Source organism: Rhodococcus sp. IC4_135 (assembly GCF_011602025.1).
Classification (GTDB): Bacteria; Actinomycetota; Actinomycetes; order Mycobacteriales; family Mycobacteriaceae; genus Rhodococcus_F; species Rhodococcus_F baikonurensis.
The window spans coordinates 98,913-116,358 of record NZ_JAAOLG010000003.1; the positions used below are offsets into that span (position 1 = coordinate 98,913).

Here is a 17,446-nt window from a genome sequence, read left to right on the forward strand (position 1 = left end):
CGACACCGCTCTTACCTTGACGGCGCTTCTTGTTCTTCTTCTTCCGTTTACCTCAGGAATGCTGGTGGGTGTCACCACTTTCTCCCGAGACTTCGAGCAGGGCCCCGAGAATCTCGACCTTCGCGAGTCCACCGGCCTTGTTCGATGGTATTTCCTGCGAGTCCTGGTGGCCTTCGTTCCCATCACCCTTGCGATGACAGTCCTGGGCCTGGTGCTCGGCTGGACCCATACACTGGGCCGGGGACAGGCAACAGATGAAGCCACCTCGTTTTCCTTGATGGAGTTCCCCAATTTTCAAACGACGGGAATCGCCGTCGGCGCCTACGCCTTTCTGGCGATGAGTACCGGCAGCGCAGCCGCATTGCTCATCCGCAACACCGTCGTCGCAATGGTCACGACTCTTCTCGTGTTCTTCATCGTGCCCGTCGCACTGAGCGCGATGGTCCGCGAGCATTACACGGCGCCCGACATTGACGTCCAACCCATCGACGGACTGGCCCGTGCAGCGGAATACGCACCGTCGCCGTATAGAAATCTCGACTCGAGATGGGTCATCGGAGCCGGCTTCGCCGATACGGACGGCAACATGATCGACGCCGACTACACAATATGCTGGGGCTCAGACAATTCCGATCGCCAGCAGCAAGCCCTCGAAGTCGACAACTGCCTTCGAGAACAGGGAATCGATCACTATGCCGTGGTCTATCACCCGCAGAGCCGGTACTGGCATTTTCAGTTCATCGAGACTGCCGTGATGCTGTTGTGCTCCGGGTTGATGATGGCGCTCGCACTCGTCGGCGCACACGGACTGCGTCGGCAGCCCGCCGAGAACCGAATGTCCGAAATGCCGAAATCGGTTTAACATCAGCAGTTTTCGATCAATTTCTTCTTGCGTTCGAATCTTTGTTCGAATATGATTGCTGCATGGACAGTCGGGATGCGTGGCAGCTGGATGGCGAGGACCTCAAGGGTGAGGTTCTGGATCTGGTGCGCGTCCGTCGCGAGTTGCAGTCGCGGATAGTGTTGCTGATCGTGGAGATGTTTTCCCGGGATGTTCTCGGTGGGAAGGGGTTTCGGGCGATCGCGCAGTGGTTGCATGGTTCGACGAATCTGGAGATCGGTGAGTGCAGCCTGCTGGTGGGCCTGGCGCGGTTGCTGATGCTCGAACCGGTGGTGGGCGATGCGTTTCATCGCGGTGACGTGGATGCGTTGAAAGCCCGTCAGGTGGCGTCGTTTTGTCAGCATCCGCCCAAGAACATGACCCTGGCCGATGTGGACAAGGCGCGCGGGATCCTGCTCGGCCTGGCGTCGAAGAACATTGCGGATTGTGATGCGGTGCGGGCAGCGATCCGCCGAATCGAGAAGCAGTACGGCAAGCGCGAGGACGGTGTTCCGGTCGGGGAAGACTCTGAGCGCAATGAGTTCTATGCCTCGAAGGGCCTGTACGGGCGGGTCACGGTCAAGGGTGACTTGGATGCGATCAACGGGGCGCGGTTGATCACGTTGTTGTCGAGCCTGTCGGCTCCGACGCCGGAGAAGGACGGCGTCAAGGACACGCGTACTCCGGCTTTACGGCGCGCGGACGGGTTTTGCGAATTGTTGCGCCGGTACGAGCGGGCGGGGTTGGGTCCGATCGAAGGTGGGGTGAAACCGCACATCACGGTCACCGCATCGGCGAAAGACATGACGGACTTGCAAGCGTTGAAGGACCTCCTGCCGTCCAGCGTGGAGTTGGGGTTCGCGTGGACGGATTGGGTGGGCCCGATCAGTATCGACACTGCCCGGATGCTGGCCTGCGACTGCACAGTGACCCGGATCTTGTTGGATGAGAATGGTGTTCCGCTCGACTGCGGCAAGGAAGCCAGAACCGCGACGGTGCCGCAGCGACGGGCGTTGGCAGTTCGTGATGGCGGGTGTGCGTTTCCGGGGTGCGGGACACCATCGGGATGGTGCGACGCCCACCATATCGTTCACTGGAACGACGGTGGCCCAACAGATCTCGACAATCTGATCTTGTTGTGCGGCCACCATCACCGGACACTGCACCACACGGAATGGAGAGTGGAGATCGGAGCGGATCGGAAGTCGGTGTTCTATCCGCCGATGTCGATCGACCCGTATCAACAGCCGATCGGCGGGAACAGCCCACCCACAGCGGCGTGAATCGCGACAATTGAATACATCAGTACCGGGGACGAACCATGCCCCGGTACTGACGCGCGTTTTTGGTCAGATCCCAACCCTTCAAATCCCAGCTCTACGCACGAGTGCATCTGTAGCCGAGGGAGATACGACGTCGATCGCTCGTAACAGCCCCGCGTACCGCGGATACAGCTCGACGGGACGCGTATTGATCGCCCGCAAGATCCACGATGCAGCTTGATCGGCCGTCAGCGCCGGCTGGCTCACGTAATCCGCCGTCGGCGCGATCATCGGTGTTCGTATGAGCGGGAATTGCACTGTGGTGACGTCGACGCCAGTGCCGTGACATTCCGCGCCGAGGCTTCGGCCGAAGGCACTGAGCGCAGACTTCGACGCGTGGTAGGCGCTGAACCTCGGCATCACCCCGGCAGTGACTCCCCAGGTTCCGACGTTGATGATGTGCCCGACCTTCGCCTCGAGCATCGCAGGCAGCAGACGCAACGTCAGTCGTGTAGGTCCGAAGTAATTCAGCGCCATGGTGCGCTCGTAGTCGTGGAATCGGTCGACCGAATCCAACGCGGTACGCCGGATCGAGCGCCCCGCATTGTTGACGAGGATGTCGATCGACCCGAATCGATCCGCGATCGTCTCCGCGAGTTCGTCGACAGCTTCCCCACGGGATAGGTCCGCAGGCACGATGTGCGCCCATCCGCCCTTGCGGTGGATCTCGTCGCGTACGTGTTCGAGGTTTTCCTCACCGCGCGCAACCAGGATCATCTCGGCCCCTCGGCGGGCCAAGAGATGAGCAGTCGCCTCACCGATCCCCGAGGAAGCTCCTGTCAGAACGATCGTCTTGTCGGAGAGCGTGACACCGCGTGACGGAACAAGAGAGCGCAGACGCGTCGGCGGACTCAAGGCAATATTGCTGAGCAGCGTTCTGATCACATCGGCCTCGGTTCGATCTTCGCGTGCGTTTCGGTGCGAACCCATCCCTGAACAGCCAACTTCGAGCGCACCGCGGAAATTACTCAAAAGTAAGTTATGGCGCCGTTTCGACCGTGTCAAGAATTCGTCGAGATCCAGGAGTATCTGCCACTAGCTTTTCCTGATACCTCGGGTTACATTAAATCCAGACCGAGTGCCAGCGATCACACAACCGGCCCTCGATTCCACCGAACACCGCGAGAAATACCAGCGGTGACCGAAACGAAGAGGAGACGCCATGACGCTCACATCGCCGCTCGACAAGCGCGGAGAAGCATCCGACGACTCGTACAACGAGACGCTTCGACTCCTGTCCGAGGGCTCGGTGCACAAGCACTTCGACCCGTACCTCGACATCGACTGGGACTCCCCCGAGTTTGCCGTCGTCCCGAACGATCGCCGTTGGATCCTCCCGGCCGAGACTGACCCGTTGGGTGCACACCCCTGGTACCAGTCGCAGTCCGAGGCCAAGCAGATCGAAATCGGCATGTGGCGCCAGGCCAACGTCGCGAAGGTCGGTCTCCAGTTCGAGAACATCCTGATCCGCGGCATGATGCAGTACGTCTTCTCGCTGCCCAACGATTCGGCCGAGGCGCGCTACTGCACGCACGAGTCCGTCGAAGAGTGCAACCACACGATGATGTTCCAGGAGATGGTCAACCGCATCGGTGCCGACGCTCCCGGCATGAGCCGTCCGATGAAGATGCTTGCACCCTTCATCCCCCTTGCTGCGGGTCCGTTCCCCGAACTGTTCTTCGTCGGTGTCCTCGCCGGTGAAGAGCCGATCGACCACATTCAGAAGAGCATCCTGCGCGCCGGCGGCCAGATCCACCCGATCATGCAGTCGGTCATGGCCATCCACGTAGCCGAGGAAGCACGTCACATCTCGTTCGCTCACAAGCTTCTGAGCCGTCGCATCCCGCTGATGTCACGCCCGAACCGGTTCGTCCTCTCGCTGCTGTTCCCGATCGTCATGCGCATTCTCTGTGACGCCATCGTCATCCCGCCGAAGTCCTTCTGGAAGCAGTTCGACATCCCGAAGTCCGTGAAGAAGGACCTGTTCTGGGATCTGCCCGAATCGCGTCAGACCCTGCGCAACTACTTCGGTGACGTCCGCATGCTGGCCACCGACACCGGCCTGATGAACCGTGCCTCGCGCCTGGTGTGGAAGGCCTGCAAGATGGACGGCCGCGCATCACGCTTCCGCAGCGAACCTCACCGCAGCTCGCACAACGCCGCCGCGTAGCTCCCGGACAGTCGAGATCGGACTCATAGCGCCATGCCACACGTAGTCACGCAGTCCTGTTGCAGCGACGCCTCGTGCGTCTACGCCTGCCCGGTCAACTGCATCCATCCGACGCCGGACGAGCCGGACTTCCTCACCGCCGAGATGCTGCATATCGATCCGCAGGCCTGCGTCGACTGCGGCGCATGTGTCTCGGCCTGCCCGGTCGATGCCATCGTCCCCGAATCGAAGCTGACCGACCCTCAGCGGGTATTCCTGTCCATCAATGCGGACTTCTACAAGGAAGAGCGGCCTCGGCCGCTTCTCGCCAAGGTCATCCCGGCAGCGCACGTCGACAAGGGCCGACCGCCGTTGCGAGTTGCGATCGTCGGTTCCGGCCCGTCCGCGATGTATGCCGCGGACGAGTTGCTGACGCAGCCCGACGTGCAGGTCAACGTTTTCGATCGCCTTCCCGTGCCCTACGGCCTGGTCAGAGCCGGAGTTGCTCCGGATCATCAGAAGACCAAGCAGGTCACTCGCTTGTTCGACAAGATCGCCGCACAAAAGGGTTTCGAGTTCTACCTCAACGTCGAGATCGGCAAGCACATCTCGCACAGCGAACTGCTCGAAAATCACCATGCGGTGCTCTACGCAGTCGGCGCATCGTCCGACCGTGGTCTCGGCATTCCGGGTGCTGATCTGCCTGGCACGGCATCGGCCACCGACTTCGTGGCCTGGTACAACGGCCACCCCGATCACGCCGACGACGTCTTCGACCTCTCGCATCGCCGCGCGGTCATCATCGGAAACGGAAACGTCGCGCTCGACGTCGCTCGCATTCTCACGGCCGATCCCGAGAAGTTGGCGGGCACTGACATCTCCGCTCACGCACTCGCCGCTCTGCGGAAGAGTCGCGTCGAAGAAGTTGTCATCGTGGGTCGACGCGGAATCGCGCAGTCCGCGTTCACAGTCCCCGAGTTCACCGGCCTGATGGCACTGCCGGACATCGAACTCTCTGTCGGACCCGACGACATGGTTCTCGACTCGGCCACCGAAGAACTGGCAAAACGCGGCGAGCTTCCGCATGCCGTCGAGCAGAAGTTGCGTCTACTCGAAGCACTGAAGAACCGCGATCACGTCGACGTCGGCAACAAGCGCATCACGTTGCGCTACCTGCTCACGCCGACGTCGATCACCGGCGACGATCAGGTCAGTGGAATCGAGTTCGCTCGCAACGCCCTGGTCGACGGCAACGGAACCGTACAGATCGAGGCGACCGGCGATACCGAGACCATCGATGCCGGTTTGGTCCTCACCTCGATCGGCTACCGCGGAGTGCCCATCCCCGGCGTCCCGTTCGACGAGCGTGCTTCGGTCATTCCGAATGAGAACGGCCGCGTCCTCGAAGCTCCGAACGGCGATCCCGCCACCGGCGTCTACGCGACCGGTTGGATCAAGCGCGGACCGAGTGGGTTCATCGGCACCAACAAGTCCTGCGCGCAGGAAACGATCAGGATGCTCGTCGACGACTTCAACGACGGCCGCCTGACCAACCCTGTCGCCGACGACTCCGCGGTCGATCGTCTGGTCCGAGCTCGACAGTCCGACGTCGTCGACCGTGAGGGCTGGCACGCCATCGACAAGGCAGAGTTGGAACGCGGCGCTGCGCACGATCGCGTCCGCGAAAAGGTTCTGGATCAGGTCGAGATCACCTCCATCCTCGACGCTGCGGCCAGGGTGAAGCCGACTCGTCGATTCGGTCGACCCGTTCGCGCTCGCTGATCCACCACAGGTAAACAGCTACTTTCACGCACACGGCCCCGCCTGCAGACTCGTCTGCCCGGCGGGGCCGTCTGCGTTCCGGCAGCGTCCCACTCAGCGAAAATTTATGCCCGTCATCGGCCGAAATCGTGTAATACTGCAACCTGTTCCAGTAAGCGGCACAGCGGGCCCACGATCCCCCGGATCAGGCTCGCCAACCAGATGAGGATTGCATGAGCGAGACTGCAACGCCGGCGCCGAACGGGAGTGTGACACCTGCAGTAGAGGGTTGGTTCACCACCGGCGACGAACCTGCACTGATCGGCACGAAGTGCCAATCCTGCGGCACCATTTCTTTCCCTCGTGAGGCGACGTTCTGCAAGAACCCGAGCTGCTTCAGCGAGGAGTTCGACGACGTGGAACTCTCCCGCCGCGGCACCGTCTGGTCGTACACCGACGCGCAGTACCAGCCCCCGCCGCCGTACATCCCGCGCTCGGATCCGTACGAGCCCTTTGCTCTCGCAGCAGTCGAACTACCCGAGGGCATCGTCATCCTCGGCCAGGTGGCCGACGGCTTCGGCGTCGACGATCTCAAGGTCGGCAATACCGTCGAGTTGGTTGTCGAGCCGCTGTACACCGACGAAACCGGAGTACGTACGACGTGGCGCTGGAAGCCTGTCGCCGCAGCTGATCAGGAGTCGCAGTCATGAGCAAGGACGTCGCAGTACTCGGTGTCGGAATGCACCCCTGGGGCAAGTGGGGGCAGTCGTTCGTGAAATACGGCGTTGCCGCCGCTCGCGCCGCGCTCGCCGATTCGGGTGTGAATTGGCAGGACGTCGACTTCATCGTCGGCGGCGAAACTGTCCGCAACGGATACGGCGGATACGTCGCCGGAGCCACGTTCGCTCAGGCCCTCGGCTGGAACGGCGCTCGCGTCGCCACGTCGTACGCAGCGTGCGCGACGGGAGCCCAGGCACTCGACACAGCTCGCGCACGAATCCTGGCCGGCCTCAGCGAAGTTGCCCTGGTCGTCGGCGCGGACACCACCCCCAAGGGTTTCCTCGCTCCCGTCGCCGGTGAGCGTTGGGACGACCCGGACTGGCTGCGCTTCCGCCTCATGGGCATGACCAACCCGGCGTACTTCGCGCTCAACGCGCGTCGTCGCATCGACCTCTACGGCGCCACCGCGGAGGACTTCGCCAACGTGAAGGTCAAGAACGCCAAGCACGGGCTCAATAATCCGAATGCGCGCTACCGCAAGGAAGTCACCGTCGAGAACGTGTTGGCCTCCCCCGTGGTGTCCAATCCTCTGCATTTGCTCGACATCTGCGCGACCTCCGACGGCGGCGCCGCAATCTTGCTGACGTCGATGGAATACGCCCGCAAGATGGGCATCGCGGAACCTGTTCGCATCAAGGCTATTTCGACGGTCACGCCGACGTTCCCGCAGACGATCATGGACATGCCGAACTTCTCCACCGATTCCAGCTCTGCCGTCCCCGCTCCGGAGCGCACCTTCAAGGAATCCATCGGCTACGCCGCGTACGAGGAAGCCGGGATCTCTCCCGAGGACGTCGACGTCGCCGAGGTCTACGACCTCGCCACCTCGGTGGAACTGGACTGGATCGAAGACCTCGCCCTGTGCAAGCGGGGCGAGGCGGAGCACCTTCTGCGTGCGGGTGACACCAGCATCGGTGGCCGCATCCCGGTCAATCCGTCCGGTGGACTCGCGTGCTTCGGCGAAGCCGTTCCCGCACAGGCACTTGCGCAGGTCTGCGAGCTCACCTGGCAGCTTCGTGGACAGGCCGAAGGCCGCCAGGTCGAAGGTGCTCGCATCGGAATCACCGCCAACCAGGGCCTGTTCGGCCACGGCTCCTCGGTGATCGTTTCCGCCTGACCCTAGTTCTTCTTTCGTGGCGGTCGCTCACTCATCCGTGAGCGGCCGCCACGATCACGTCTGCCACTGCCCCCGGCTGTGAAACCAGCGATGCATGCGACGTCGGGAGCTCGCTCGTGTTCGCTCCCATCCGATTTGCCATGAACCGCTGCGCCGTCGCAGGGATCACTCGGTCCTCACCGGCGACCAGATACCAACTCGGTGTGTTCGCCCACGACGGAGGCCCGCCGAGCTCGAGGTTCGCCCACAGAGCCGCGGACTTCTGATGCGCCAACATCGTTGCCGCTGTCTCGTCGGAAACGTCCTGAGCGAAGACGGAATGGAAATACTCGTCCGTGACATAGCCGTCGACGTTCTTACCGCCGATCGCGTGAGGATCGTCCACGATCTTCAATCCCAGAGCCGGCGGCAGCAATTGGCTGCCCGGGAATCGAATCGGATCGATCGTGATCTGTACCGGTTCTCCCTGAACCGGAGCAAACGCCGCGATGTACACCAACGACAGCACCTTCGGATCATGGACGTTGGTGATCACCGCTCCGCCGTACGAGTGGCCCACGAGCACGACGGGTCCGTCGATGTCCGCAACCGTCTTCTCGATCACGGACGCATCGTAAGCAGGCCCACGCAGAGGATTGTCCGGCACCACGACTCGATAGCCGCGCGAACGTAAGTCGGCGGCGACGCCGTCCCAACTGGTCGCGTCGGCAAAGGCGCCGTGAACCAGAACGACAGTCGGCTTGGGGCTTGCCACCGCGGCACCAGAGCCGAAGATCAGTCCGGCCGCGACTGTCATGAGCATTGCCAGAACTGCTGTGAATACACGTGAGATCTTCATGCGTTTCCTTCACTCTCGTCGAAAAGCGAGAAACTGCGGTAAGCCGGGACATGCCCGTTTCGATCCTAGAAACACCGGGTGCGACGGACATGACTGTCCGTGCAGACTTCTGGGCTCACACTGCACAGCTTCTGGTTGAGCGTCCGCATCGCGGGGTATCAAGCCTGCATGGCTTTGCTCCTGGATACCTCCGTGTTGGAGCCTGACCAACGCACGGACGCCTTTGTCGACGCGATGGGTCGCGCCTCGGTTCCGTGCGCAATCCACGTGGAGAACCCGGATCGGGTGAGCGCAAGAATGAACGTATGGAATCTGGGCGCCGCATCACTGTTCCGCTCCGAGTCGACCGGGATGCGATTGACCCGTGCCCCACACCACGTCCGGTCCACATCGATGCCCGTTCTTGCGATTGCTCTGCAGGAGAGCGGAATCGGCCATCTCGACCAGTACCAATCACAGCGCAGGGTCCCGGCCGGTGAACTCCTCATGACGGACCTGACCTCGACCTACGATTTCTCCTGGTCGGGAACGGGCGCTTCCCAGTGCCTCTACGTTCCGATGGATCGGCTGGGATTGCCGATCGACACCGTCCGCGACGCAGCTACCCGGCCTCATCACAGCAACCTGTACCCCTTGATGATTGCGCACGTTCGCGAATTGTTCCGTGGCGCCGACCTACTGGACACCGATCCTGCGGCCGAACAACTGGGTGAGGCTTCGATCGAACTCGCGCGCGCGTTGGTCACCTCGATCGCGCATGCGAATCCCCACGTGTCGACCCCGAGATCGGCACTCGCCATGACCTCGATCCGTCGATACATCCGCGAACACCTTCACGATCCGGCGCTGCATCCCGCACGAATTGCCCACGCCCACAACATCTCACTGCGACAGCTGTACAAGATCTGCTCGGACAACGACTTTCGGATCGAACAGTGGATCATCACCCAGCGTCTGCGGAAGGCTCGTGAAGAACTTCATGGACCGGCCACCGCCGACCTGCCGATCGCGGCCATCGCCCACCGGGCAGGCTTCGTCGACGCCGGCCACTTCAGCCGACGCTTTCGCCAGGCCTACGGAATCAGCCCGACTCGTTGGCGTCAGCTCCGCGATTGAAGCAGCGCCACAACGTCTGTCTGACCACGACTTTCGGCATTGTCCAACGCCGTCTTTCCCGACGCATCCCGGATCGAGGGATCTGCCCCTGCGTCGAGTAGCTGAGTGATCACATCGACATAGCGCGCGGATCCGTCACCGTAGACGACAGCTTCGAGTAGGGCAGTCCACCCTGGATCATTGACGTGATCGACCGGGACCCCGGCAGCGATCAGCATCCGGACCGTCTCGACATGCGCGTGTTCACTCGCGGGAATCAGAGCCGTACCGCCGTAACGGTTCACGCTGTCGACGTCCGCGCCGTGGGTGAGCGTGAGCGCCAGAATCTCGTTCAATCCCTCGGCTCCGGAATACAGGAAGGCCGAATCCTGCATGGAGTCCTTCGCATTCACGTCTGCCCCGGCAAGAATCAACGTCGACGCCGCGGCGACGGCGTTGTTCTTGGTGGCCTCGACGAGCGGAGTACGTTCATCTTCGCCGCGAGCTTCGATGTTCGCGCCGGCGCCCAAGGCAGCGGTGATCGCTGCCGGATCATTGCGGTCCACAGCGTCGAAGAGGGCGCGTTCGGATTCCGGCGTCGATGGTGGCAAGGCACTCGTAGGCGGTACACCCGTAGGCGGTACGGCTGCCGTGGTAGTCACAGACGACGAGGTAGTCGGCGCCACCGAGGTGTCGGAAGAACTGCAGCTCGTCACAGCTCCGGTCACCGACGCCGCGATGATTCCGCAAGAAAGGACAGTTCTCGACATCCGCTTCATGGAACCAGTCTTCCACAGCCGGCCGAATGGACTGACGATCAAAGATAGGGCGACATCTTCAGCATCGATCTTCTCACCAACGGTTTGACCGCCGGAATGATCCACCGTTTCCATCCGAGCGTGGCTGCGATGTCGGCGGTGATGTCGTCGAAACTTCGGCTCTGATACCGCAACAACCGCTGACTTTCCTCGGTGTCCACCCAGTCGGTCACGTACTCCTTGCCACTGAAGGCACTATCGGGCAACGGTTCCAACCCCATTGCCTGCAGCATTCTCGCCAGATATTCGCGATAGGTCACCTGACAAGACTCACCACCACCGACGAAGAGCACCCGGCCCCATACCTGCGGCGTCTCCAGCGCGTTGGCAAGTGCGACAGCAGCGTCGTCGGGGTGCAGCACTTCGATCCTGTTGTCCAAACCGATCTCGAACATGATGGGATCGGCTCCACGCGCGCCGATGATCGGAACGTCGGCGAACCGCGGTATGAACCACGTCAGACCGGACTCTCGCACTATGCGTTCACCCTCGATCTTGTGGGCGGTGTACCCATCCGTCGCCTCGAGTGGATCATCCACTCTACGAGGAGGTTTCCGATGCATCGTTCGGCCGTGAACATCGAATGTCGATGCAAAGACAAGTTTGGGCGGATCACTCTGCGACAGCGCTGCCGTGACGACGTTACGGGTTCCCTCGACGTTGACCTTCTCCGCACCAGCAACATCGAGCTCGCTGGCGGGCGGAATGACTGCAGCCAAGTGAACTACGACCTCGATACCCGCCACTGCAGCCTCGACCGTCTGGTAGTCACGAATATCTCCCCAGACCGTTTCGACGGCGCGAAAGGCACTCGCCCGCTTGCGATCCTCGGGAGTTGCCAGCGCAAGACAACGAACATCGTGGCCTCGGCGCACGAGCTCCGCCAGAACGTGCGAACCGATGTTCCCGAAGGCTCCGGTCAAGAGCACCTTCATGATCGGATGGTGCCTCGCCCGGCGACAAGGGGGAGATCCAGCGCCGAAACGAGCCCGGCCTCGATCCCGTCGAGCATCGGAATGGCATTGATCGCTCGCATTCCCGTCGCCAGGCACCCTCCGGTGATCGGATCCCCGTCGAGCGCTCCACGGAACGCCGTTTCCTGCGTGATGTCCGGACTACCTTTGATGATGACGCGATAGACGTCGTTCTCCACGGAAGTTGCTCTGGGCCAGTGCGTTGCTGCGTCGTTGGTGATGCGGTTGACGTGCTCGATCACGATCTTCGCGTCGTCTCCCACCCAACCGCGGATCTCGAATCGGACTGCGGCACATTGGCCAGGCTCGATGACTCCGAACGGATACGTGATCGGTTCGGTAGCCGCCCACTTCTCGTACACGGTGTCGATGCGGTCCAACTTGACCCCGACGGCGTCGGCGATCATCGGAATGGTGTGACCCCATGCGAAGATCAGCACCTCGGGAATCTCGAGTACCGCCGGCGTATCCACCGAGACGCCGATTCCCATCGTCGAACTGTAGTCACCTGCGTAGTTCGCATAGTCCAACAGTTCCTGCACCCGTACGCTGTCTACGCGGCCACACACCCCCATGAGCGTCAGCGGGAAGAGATCGTTGGCAAATCCCGGATCGATTCCCGTGGTGAAGCACGACTTTCCGCTTTCGCGACAAGCCTTTTCGAGGTCCATGAGCATTTCTTCGGGGCAGGCCTTCGGATAGACCAACGGCGTCATCGACGTCGACACCACGTGCTTACCCGACAGCAGGGAGCGCGACATGTTCGCGATGTTCTCGACGGCGAACTCCGCAGTCGGACCGAAGTATGCAACGGCGTCGGCATCGACGGCCAGGGCTGCCTCACTGTCGATCGTGGCTGCCAGCCCCACCGGCTCGACTCCGATGAGCGTGCCGACGTCGACGCCGTCCTTGTCGGGGTTGTGCACGATCACGCCGACCAGTTCGAATTCGGGATGATCGAGCAGTTCGCGGATGACCAACTTACCCACGACGCCCGTACCCCACACGATGACCTTGTGTTTCATTGCAGTGCAGTCCTTTCCGGAACAGAGCCGATAGACGGTCAGCGAAAGAACTCGCCGCCGTTGACGAAAAGCGTCTGCCCGGTCAACATCCGGGCGCGGTTGGAGGCGAAGAAGACCACGGCGTCCGCTACGTCGTCGTCTGCCGGGATTTCACCGAGCGGCATGTTCTTGCTGATCTCGGCGATGATGTCTTCTTCGGGGACCCGACGGTCGGCGGCCGCGAGCCCGACGTACAGCTGTACCGGCGGTCCCCACATCCAGGTCGGGACCACGGTGTTGACTCGGATTCGATACTGTCCCAGTTCTTTTGCCAGCGACCACATCGCTGCATACAGCGCACCTTTGGACGTCGCGTATGCCGATTGCGGCAACTGAGGATGAAACATGGCCTGCGAGCCGATCATGACGACGGCGCCGCCACGCTTCTTCAATTCCGGTAGCGCCGCCTGCGTCAAAGTGAGAGTTCCGATGACGTTGACGTCCAACATGGCCTTCCAGGCACTCAGATCGGCACCTTCGAGCCCACCGAACACGTCCTCCTTGGCTGCGACGTTGACCAACGCGTCCACTCGCCCGAAACGTTCTGTGGCGGTGGCGATCAACCGTGAGCACGACTCCGGATCGGCGATGTCCGTCACCGAGTAGGCGACGTGAGCACCGGTCGGATCTATCTCCTCGCAGACGGATTTCAAATTCTCTTCGGTTCTCGCGCCGAGTACTACGTTGGCCCCGTCACGGACTGCAGCCAATGCGATTTCACGCCCCAGGCCGGTTCCGACGCCGGAAATCACCACGGTCGAATCTTCGAGCAATTGAGTCATGACGCGCACCTCCACAGGGCACCCGATGGATAACGTAACGCCGTGTTACGAATATGGAGAAACGTAACACTGCGTTACGCTATTCACAATGGATTTCGAAGAAGTCGCCCCAGACAACCTCACCCCGGACAACGTCACCCCGGACGAGGACACCGAACGGCTACGCGGAAGGCCCCGCGATCCCGCCATCGGTGATTCAGCCCTGGCCGCGGCACGTGAGTTGCTCGCCGAGGTCGGCTGGGACAAGACGACGATGGTGGCGATCTCCGAGCGCGCAGGCGTAGGCAAGCCCGCTCTGTACCGTCGGTGGCCGTCCAAGACTCACCTGGTTTTCGAAGCAGTCTTCGGTTGGGTCGACGAGTCTCCGCCCGTCGCAGACGCCACAGATCCCGAAGAGTGGGTACGGGCCTCGTGTAACTACACCCTGGAACTCTTTGCAAAGCCCGAGGTGAAGGCTGCACTGCCCGGCCTGCTTTCCGCATTCGCGGAGCGCGGCGACCTGCCGTCGACATTGTGGTCGGAGTTCGGTGGCCCCGGCATCGCCATGCTCGCGCAGATGCTGAACCGTGGCGGCGGTGATGCCGACGCGATGCGGGACGCTCAGGCAACGATGCTGTTCATCGTCGGCGGCACGATGGTCCTGAGAATGCTGATGCCCGAAACCGACTCCGCTCCCCTCGTCGAACGGATGCCGGACATACTTCTGCACGGCGTCACACCGAAGGAGCAGAAGGACACATGAGCGCAGCAGAACCGACCACCTGTCTCGACGACGATCGTGTGCGCGTCACCTCGTGGCGCTTTCCGGCCGACGGCAGTGCCACCGGACGCCATCGACACGAGTACGACTACATCGTCGTGCCGGTCACCGGCGGCCGATTCGTCGTGTCCGATGCCGATGGTTCCACCCGCGAGATGACTCAAACTCCCGGTCAGTCGTACCAGGGAACCGCGGGCACGGTGCACGACGTCACCAACGCGTCGGGTACGGAAGCCGTCTTCGTGGAGATCGAACTCAAGACTCGCTAAATCAGGGACTTTGGTCCGAATTTCTTACTTGGGCGCTTATTTGGTGTCCGAATTGGGTAGTTTCACATCATCTAACTCGTTCAAAATTTCGATCCAGCGGTCACGTCCAGTGGAGCCAGTCGAACAGGAGTCGGATGAGCAGCCCATTTCGTGATGCCGCTGCAGTGACGCTCGATGCGTCTTCGCGCGGTGAGCGTGCGCGCGTGCCCGGCGCCCCGATCAACGGTCGCTTTCACCCGCCGTCGGCCGTCAAAGGACTGGTCCCGCGTCCGCGCCTGCATCGCAAACTCACCGCGTCCACCGCTGCCGATGGCGTCGGCCCTGGACCCGTGGGGTTGCTGTCCGCCCCGGCCGGTGCCGGGAAGACCTTGCTGCTGGCCGATTGGGCGCGCGAGTATTCTCGCGCGTCCCCCGATGCGGACCTGGCGTGGTTGACTCTCGCCGAGCGCGACAACAACGTGTCGGTGCTGTGTGAATCCCTGGCCGAAGCAATCGCCACGCCTATCGATCCGACCGGCCGGAGGCTTCCCGCGCAAACGGGATCCAGGCGACCGGTGGAGCAATGGCTCGCGCATTTCGCCGAAACTCTCGAAACGCACGATCGTCGAACGACGCTGATCCTCGACGACGTTCACACACTTCACGATCCACTGTCGATCAGTCTTCTCGATCGGATACTCACTCACACCCCAGGCAATCTGTCGATCATCGTCGCCGCACGATACGAACCACCTCTCACGTGGCATCGTTTGGCTCTGGACGGCCGACTCACCCGCTTCGCATCCACCGATCTCGCTTTCGACCGGTCCGAGATCACTACGATGTTCGGTGAATACGACATCATGTTGGGCGAAGACGAGTTGGCAATCGTCGAAGACTTCACCAAGGGGTGGGGTGCTGTCGTTCGCCTCACCGCAGCGTTTCTGGCCGGCCGCAGTGACATCGCCGACGCGCTGGACGAATTCACGCACACACCACGGCCGATCGCCGATTTCCTGGTCGACGAGGTGCTGACGTCCTTACCCGAACACATCACCTCGTTCATGCTGCGGACATCGATAGTCGATTCGTTCTCCGCTCCACTGGCGGAAACTCTGACCGATTCGAACGCACGATCCGAGATCGACTCTCTGATTCAGTTCAACTTTCCGGTGACCCGTACCGATTCCGCCGACCACACGACCTGGTTCAGCTATCACCCGCTACTGCGCGAACACCTTCGGGCAGAGTTCCGCCGCGTCGATCACGTCGAGAGGAAGCGCGCACACGTGCGCGCAGCAAGCTGGTACGAAAGCCATCATCTCGAACTCGAGGCGCTCGAACTCGAGGTGTCGATCGGCGACCCGTGCCGCATTCTCGCGTTTCTCGAACGCTGCGGGCTGGGGCTCGTGCTCGACGGTCACAGCGGTGACGTCGTGCGAGTCCTCGAATCCGCCCCGACGCAGGTCTCGGAATCCCCGATCACCCGACTGATTCTGGCAGCGGCCGCCCTCCATTCCGGTGACGTGACCTCGGCTACGACATGTCTCGACCTTCTCGAGGCAACTCATCCCCCCATTGCAGACGATCCGCTGTTCCTGGCGATGAGCCTGGAAATCTCCTGCGTTTCGGCAACTTCCGACAACCAACCATTGGTGTCACGCCTGCAGCGACGCCCGAACAGCACCCACTCCGACGTCGAGGCGTACGTGCACCTCGAATTGGCGACGGCGCACTTGCTCCGGCGCGAGTTCGAAAAGGCGACTGTCGAGTACACCCAGGCCGCAGCCCTCGGGGCGCTACGGGGCCGGTCGCGATTCGTCCTGAAGTCACTGACCGGATTGGGGTATGTCGCTTCCCTCAGCGGCGACATCGGGGCGATGAGAGCGCATTCCACCTACGCTCTCGACTACGCGATCGAACACCGAATCACGACGACAGCGGAATACGAGTTGTCCGCGTCGGTGGTCGCCTTCGCGGCGTACCTCTGCGCCACGGGTGATCTTCCGTACCGCATCCCCACCATCGGAAACTACCGGAGCACAGACGTTCTCGGCGCCAGCGCGCCAGTGTTCGGTTGGCATACCGTCGTGACCTTCGGGCTTCACAGCCTCGACGACGCGGCCGATCGACGGTCGACTGCCGCCGACATTCGCGACGCCATGCTCAGTGCTGTCGAACTACGCACCTTCGCGATGGCGACCCTCGCTCTCCTACCGCCCGTCGTCAACGCCTGCTTGTCGGTCGGCGAAGTGGAATGGGCCGGCCGACTCGTACGCGATGCGGCCGAGCGGTTCGGCGAGACCTCCGAGATACATCTCGCACGAGGTGCCGTCGCGTTCTCTGCCAACAAGTTCGCAGAAGCCCTCGCCGAAGTCTCCGAAGCTCTCGCAACCTCCGAAGCGCCGCTGCTTGCGCATCACGTCTACGCCTGGACACTCGAGGCGGGGATCCACGCCGCAACAGGTCACGAACGCAAGTCTTTTCGCTCTCTTCACAAAGCTCTCCACGCCGCAGAAACCGGTGGCCTCCTGCGGCCCTTCCTCGACTACGGAACAGCCCTGCGGCCGATATTCGACGAGTTCAGTGGACATTTCGGAGATCAGGAAGTTTTTGCCGAACAGGTACGCAATCGAGTACGCCCACAGGAGCTGGTGAGTGCGCCGATCCTCACCCCGGGTGAGTACACCGTGCTACGCGAACTGGCTTCGGGAGACACCACGGAGTCGATCGCCGACACGCTGTTCCTCTCGGTCAACACGATCAAGACGCACCTTCGCGGGATCTATCGCAAGTTGGAAGTGAGCAACCGACGCGACGCGCTCAAGGCTGCGCGACGCGGCGGTCTCATCTGAGCA

16 protein-coding genes are annotated in these 17,446 nt (G+C 62.0%); 10 read left to right on the forward strand and 6 right to left on the reverse strand.

Annotated features, from left to right (window positions below; genetic code table 11):
• The first annotated feature begins 64 nt into the window (after window positions 1-64).
• Together G8767_RS08555 and G8767_RS08560 are read left to right on the forward strand one after the other, a co-directional pair.
• Window positions 65-862, forward strand: a complete 798-nt coding sequence (locus G8767_RS08555; RefSeq protein WP_166809860.1) for a hypothetical protein — start codon at window positions 65-67, stop codon at window positions 860-862.
• Window positions 863-924: 62 nt separating this feature from the next.
• Window positions 925-2,163, forward strand: a complete 1,239-nt coding sequence (locus tag G8767_RS08560) for an HNH endonuclease signature motif containing protein (protein WP_166809861.1) — start codon at window positions 925-927, stop codon at window positions 2,161-2,163.
• An 81-nt stretch (window positions 2,164-2,244) separates the two neighbouring features.
• Here the strand turns inward: G8767_RS08560 and G8767_RS08565 are convergent, their stop codons facing one another.
• Window positions 2,245-3,132, reverse strand: coding sequence for an SDR family oxidoreductase (locus G8767_RS08565; RefSeq protein ID WP_166809862.1), 888 nt, complete (start codon window positions 3,130-3,132; stop codon window positions 2,245-2,247).
• A 232-nt stretch (window positions 3,133-3,364) separates the two neighbouring features.
• Here G8767_RS08565 and G8767_RS08570 point away from each other — a divergent pair, with 232 nt between their 5' ends.
• The 4 genes from G8767_RS08570 (at window position 3,365) to G8767_RS08585 (ending at window position 8,009) form a co-directional block, all read left to right on the forward strand.
• Window positions 3,365-4,372: a diiron oxygenase gene (locus G8767_RS08570; RefSeq protein WP_124568020.1), complete on the forward strand. Its 1,008-nt coding sequence runs from the start codon at window positions 3,365-3,367 to the stop codon at window positions 4,370-4,372.
• Between the two features lie 33 nt (window positions 4,373-4,405).
• The gene (locus G8767_RS08575) at window positions 4,406-6,133 is read left to right on the forward strand and encodes an FAD-dependent oxidoreductase (protein ID WP_166809863.1); all 1,728 of its coding nucleotides are present in this window, start codon (window positions 4,406-4,408) and stop codon (window positions 6,131-6,133) included.
• A gap of 212 nt (window positions 6,134-6,345) precedes the next feature.
• Window positions 6,346-6,822 (forward strand): OB-fold domain-containing protein, encoded by a 477-nt coding sequence (locus G8767_RS08580; protein WP_019745839.1) that lies wholly within the window; start codon window positions 6,346-6,348, stop codon window positions 6,820-6,822.
• On the forward strand, window positions 6,819-8,009 hold the full coding sequence (locus tag G8767_RS08585; protein ID WP_020909545.1) for a lipid-transfer protein: 1,191 nt from the start codon (window positions 6,819-6,821) through the stop codon (window positions 8,007-8,009). Before G8767_RS08580 ends, G8767_RS08585 begins: the two co-directional genes overlap by 4 nt.
• Window positions 8,010-8,040: 31 nt before the next feature.
• Here the strand turns inward: G8767_RS08585 and G8767_RS08590 are convergent, their stop codons facing one another.
• On the reverse strand, window positions 8,041-8,847 hold the full coding sequence (locus G8767_RS08590) for an alpha/beta hydrolase (protein WP_166809864.1): 807 nt from the start codon (window positions 8,845-8,847) through the stop codon (window positions 8,041-8,043).
• A 168-nt stretch (window positions 8,848-9,015) separates the two neighbouring features.
• Here G8767_RS08590 and G8767_RS08595 point away from each other — a divergent pair, with 168 nt between their 5' ends.
• Window positions 9,016-9,963: a helix-turn-helix domain-containing protein gene (locus G8767_RS08595; RefSeq protein WP_166809865.1), complete on the forward strand. Its 948-nt coding sequence runs from the start codon at window positions 9,016-9,018 to the stop codon at window positions 9,961-9,963.
• Here the strand turns inward: G8767_RS08595 and G8767_RS08600 are convergent.
• From G8767_RS08600 to G8767_RS08615, 4 genes are read right to left on the reverse strand one after another with little or no spacing between them, the layout of a single operon-like run.
• Window positions 9,948-10,721, reverse strand: coding sequence for an ankyrin repeat domain-containing protein (locus tag G8767_RS08600; RefSeq protein ID WP_166809866.1), 774 nt, complete (start codon window positions 10,719-10,721; stop codon window positions 9,948-9,950). The two genes, G8767_RS08595 and G8767_RS08600, sit on opposite strands and share 16 nt — an antisense overlap.
• Window positions 10,722-10,759: 38 nt before the next feature.
• The gene (locus tag G8767_RS08605; RefSeq protein WP_166809867.1) at window positions 10,760-11,695 is read right to left on the reverse strand and encodes an NAD(P)-dependent oxidoreductase; all 936 of its coding nucleotides are present in this window, start codon (window positions 11,693-11,695) and stop codon (window positions 10,760-10,762) included.
• Window positions 11,692-12,759, reverse strand: a complete 1,068-nt coding sequence (locus G8767_RS08610; RefSeq protein WP_095972322.1) for a dihydrodipicolinate reductase — start codon at window positions 12,757-12,759, stop codon at window positions 11,692-11,694. Before G8767_RS08610 ends, G8767_RS08605 begins: the two co-directional genes overlap by 4 nt.
• 38 nt (window positions 12,760-12,797) lie before the next feature.
• Window positions 12,798-13,580 carry an SDR family oxidoreductase gene (locus G8767_RS08615; protein ID WP_124568011.1) on the reverse strand — a complete coding sequence of 261 codons (783 nt, stop codon included), beginning with the start codon at window positions 13,578-13,580 and terminating at the stop codon, window positions 12,798-12,800.
• Window positions 13,581-13,668: 88 nt separating this feature from the next.
• Here G8767_RS08615 and G8767_RS36515 point away from each other — a divergent pair, with 88 nt between their 5' ends.
• From G8767_RS36515 to G8767_RS08630, 3 genes are all read left to right on the forward strand, one after another.
• Window positions 13,669-14,322 (forward strand): TetR/AcrR family transcriptional regulator, encoded by a 654-nt coding sequence (locus tag G8767_RS36515; RefSeq protein WP_166809868.1) that lies wholly within the window; start codon window positions 13,669-13,671, stop codon window positions 14,320-14,322.
• On the forward strand, window positions 14,319-14,609 hold the full coding sequence (locus G8767_RS08625; RefSeq protein WP_166809869.1) for a cupin domain-containing protein: 291 nt from the start codon (window positions 14,319-14,321) through the stop codon (window positions 14,607-14,609). Before G8767_RS36515 ends, G8767_RS08625 begins: the two co-directional genes overlap by 4 nt.
• 134 nt (window positions 14,610-14,743) lie before the next feature.
• Window positions 14,744-17,443 carry a LuxR C-terminal-related transcriptional regulator gene (locus tag G8767_RS08630; RefSeq protein ID WP_166809870.1) on the forward strand — a complete coding sequence of 900 codons (2,700 nt, stop codon included), beginning with the start codon at window positions 14,744-14,746 and terminating at the stop codon, window positions 17,441-17,443.
• The last annotated feature ends 3 nt before the right edge of the window (window positions 17,444-17,446 follow it).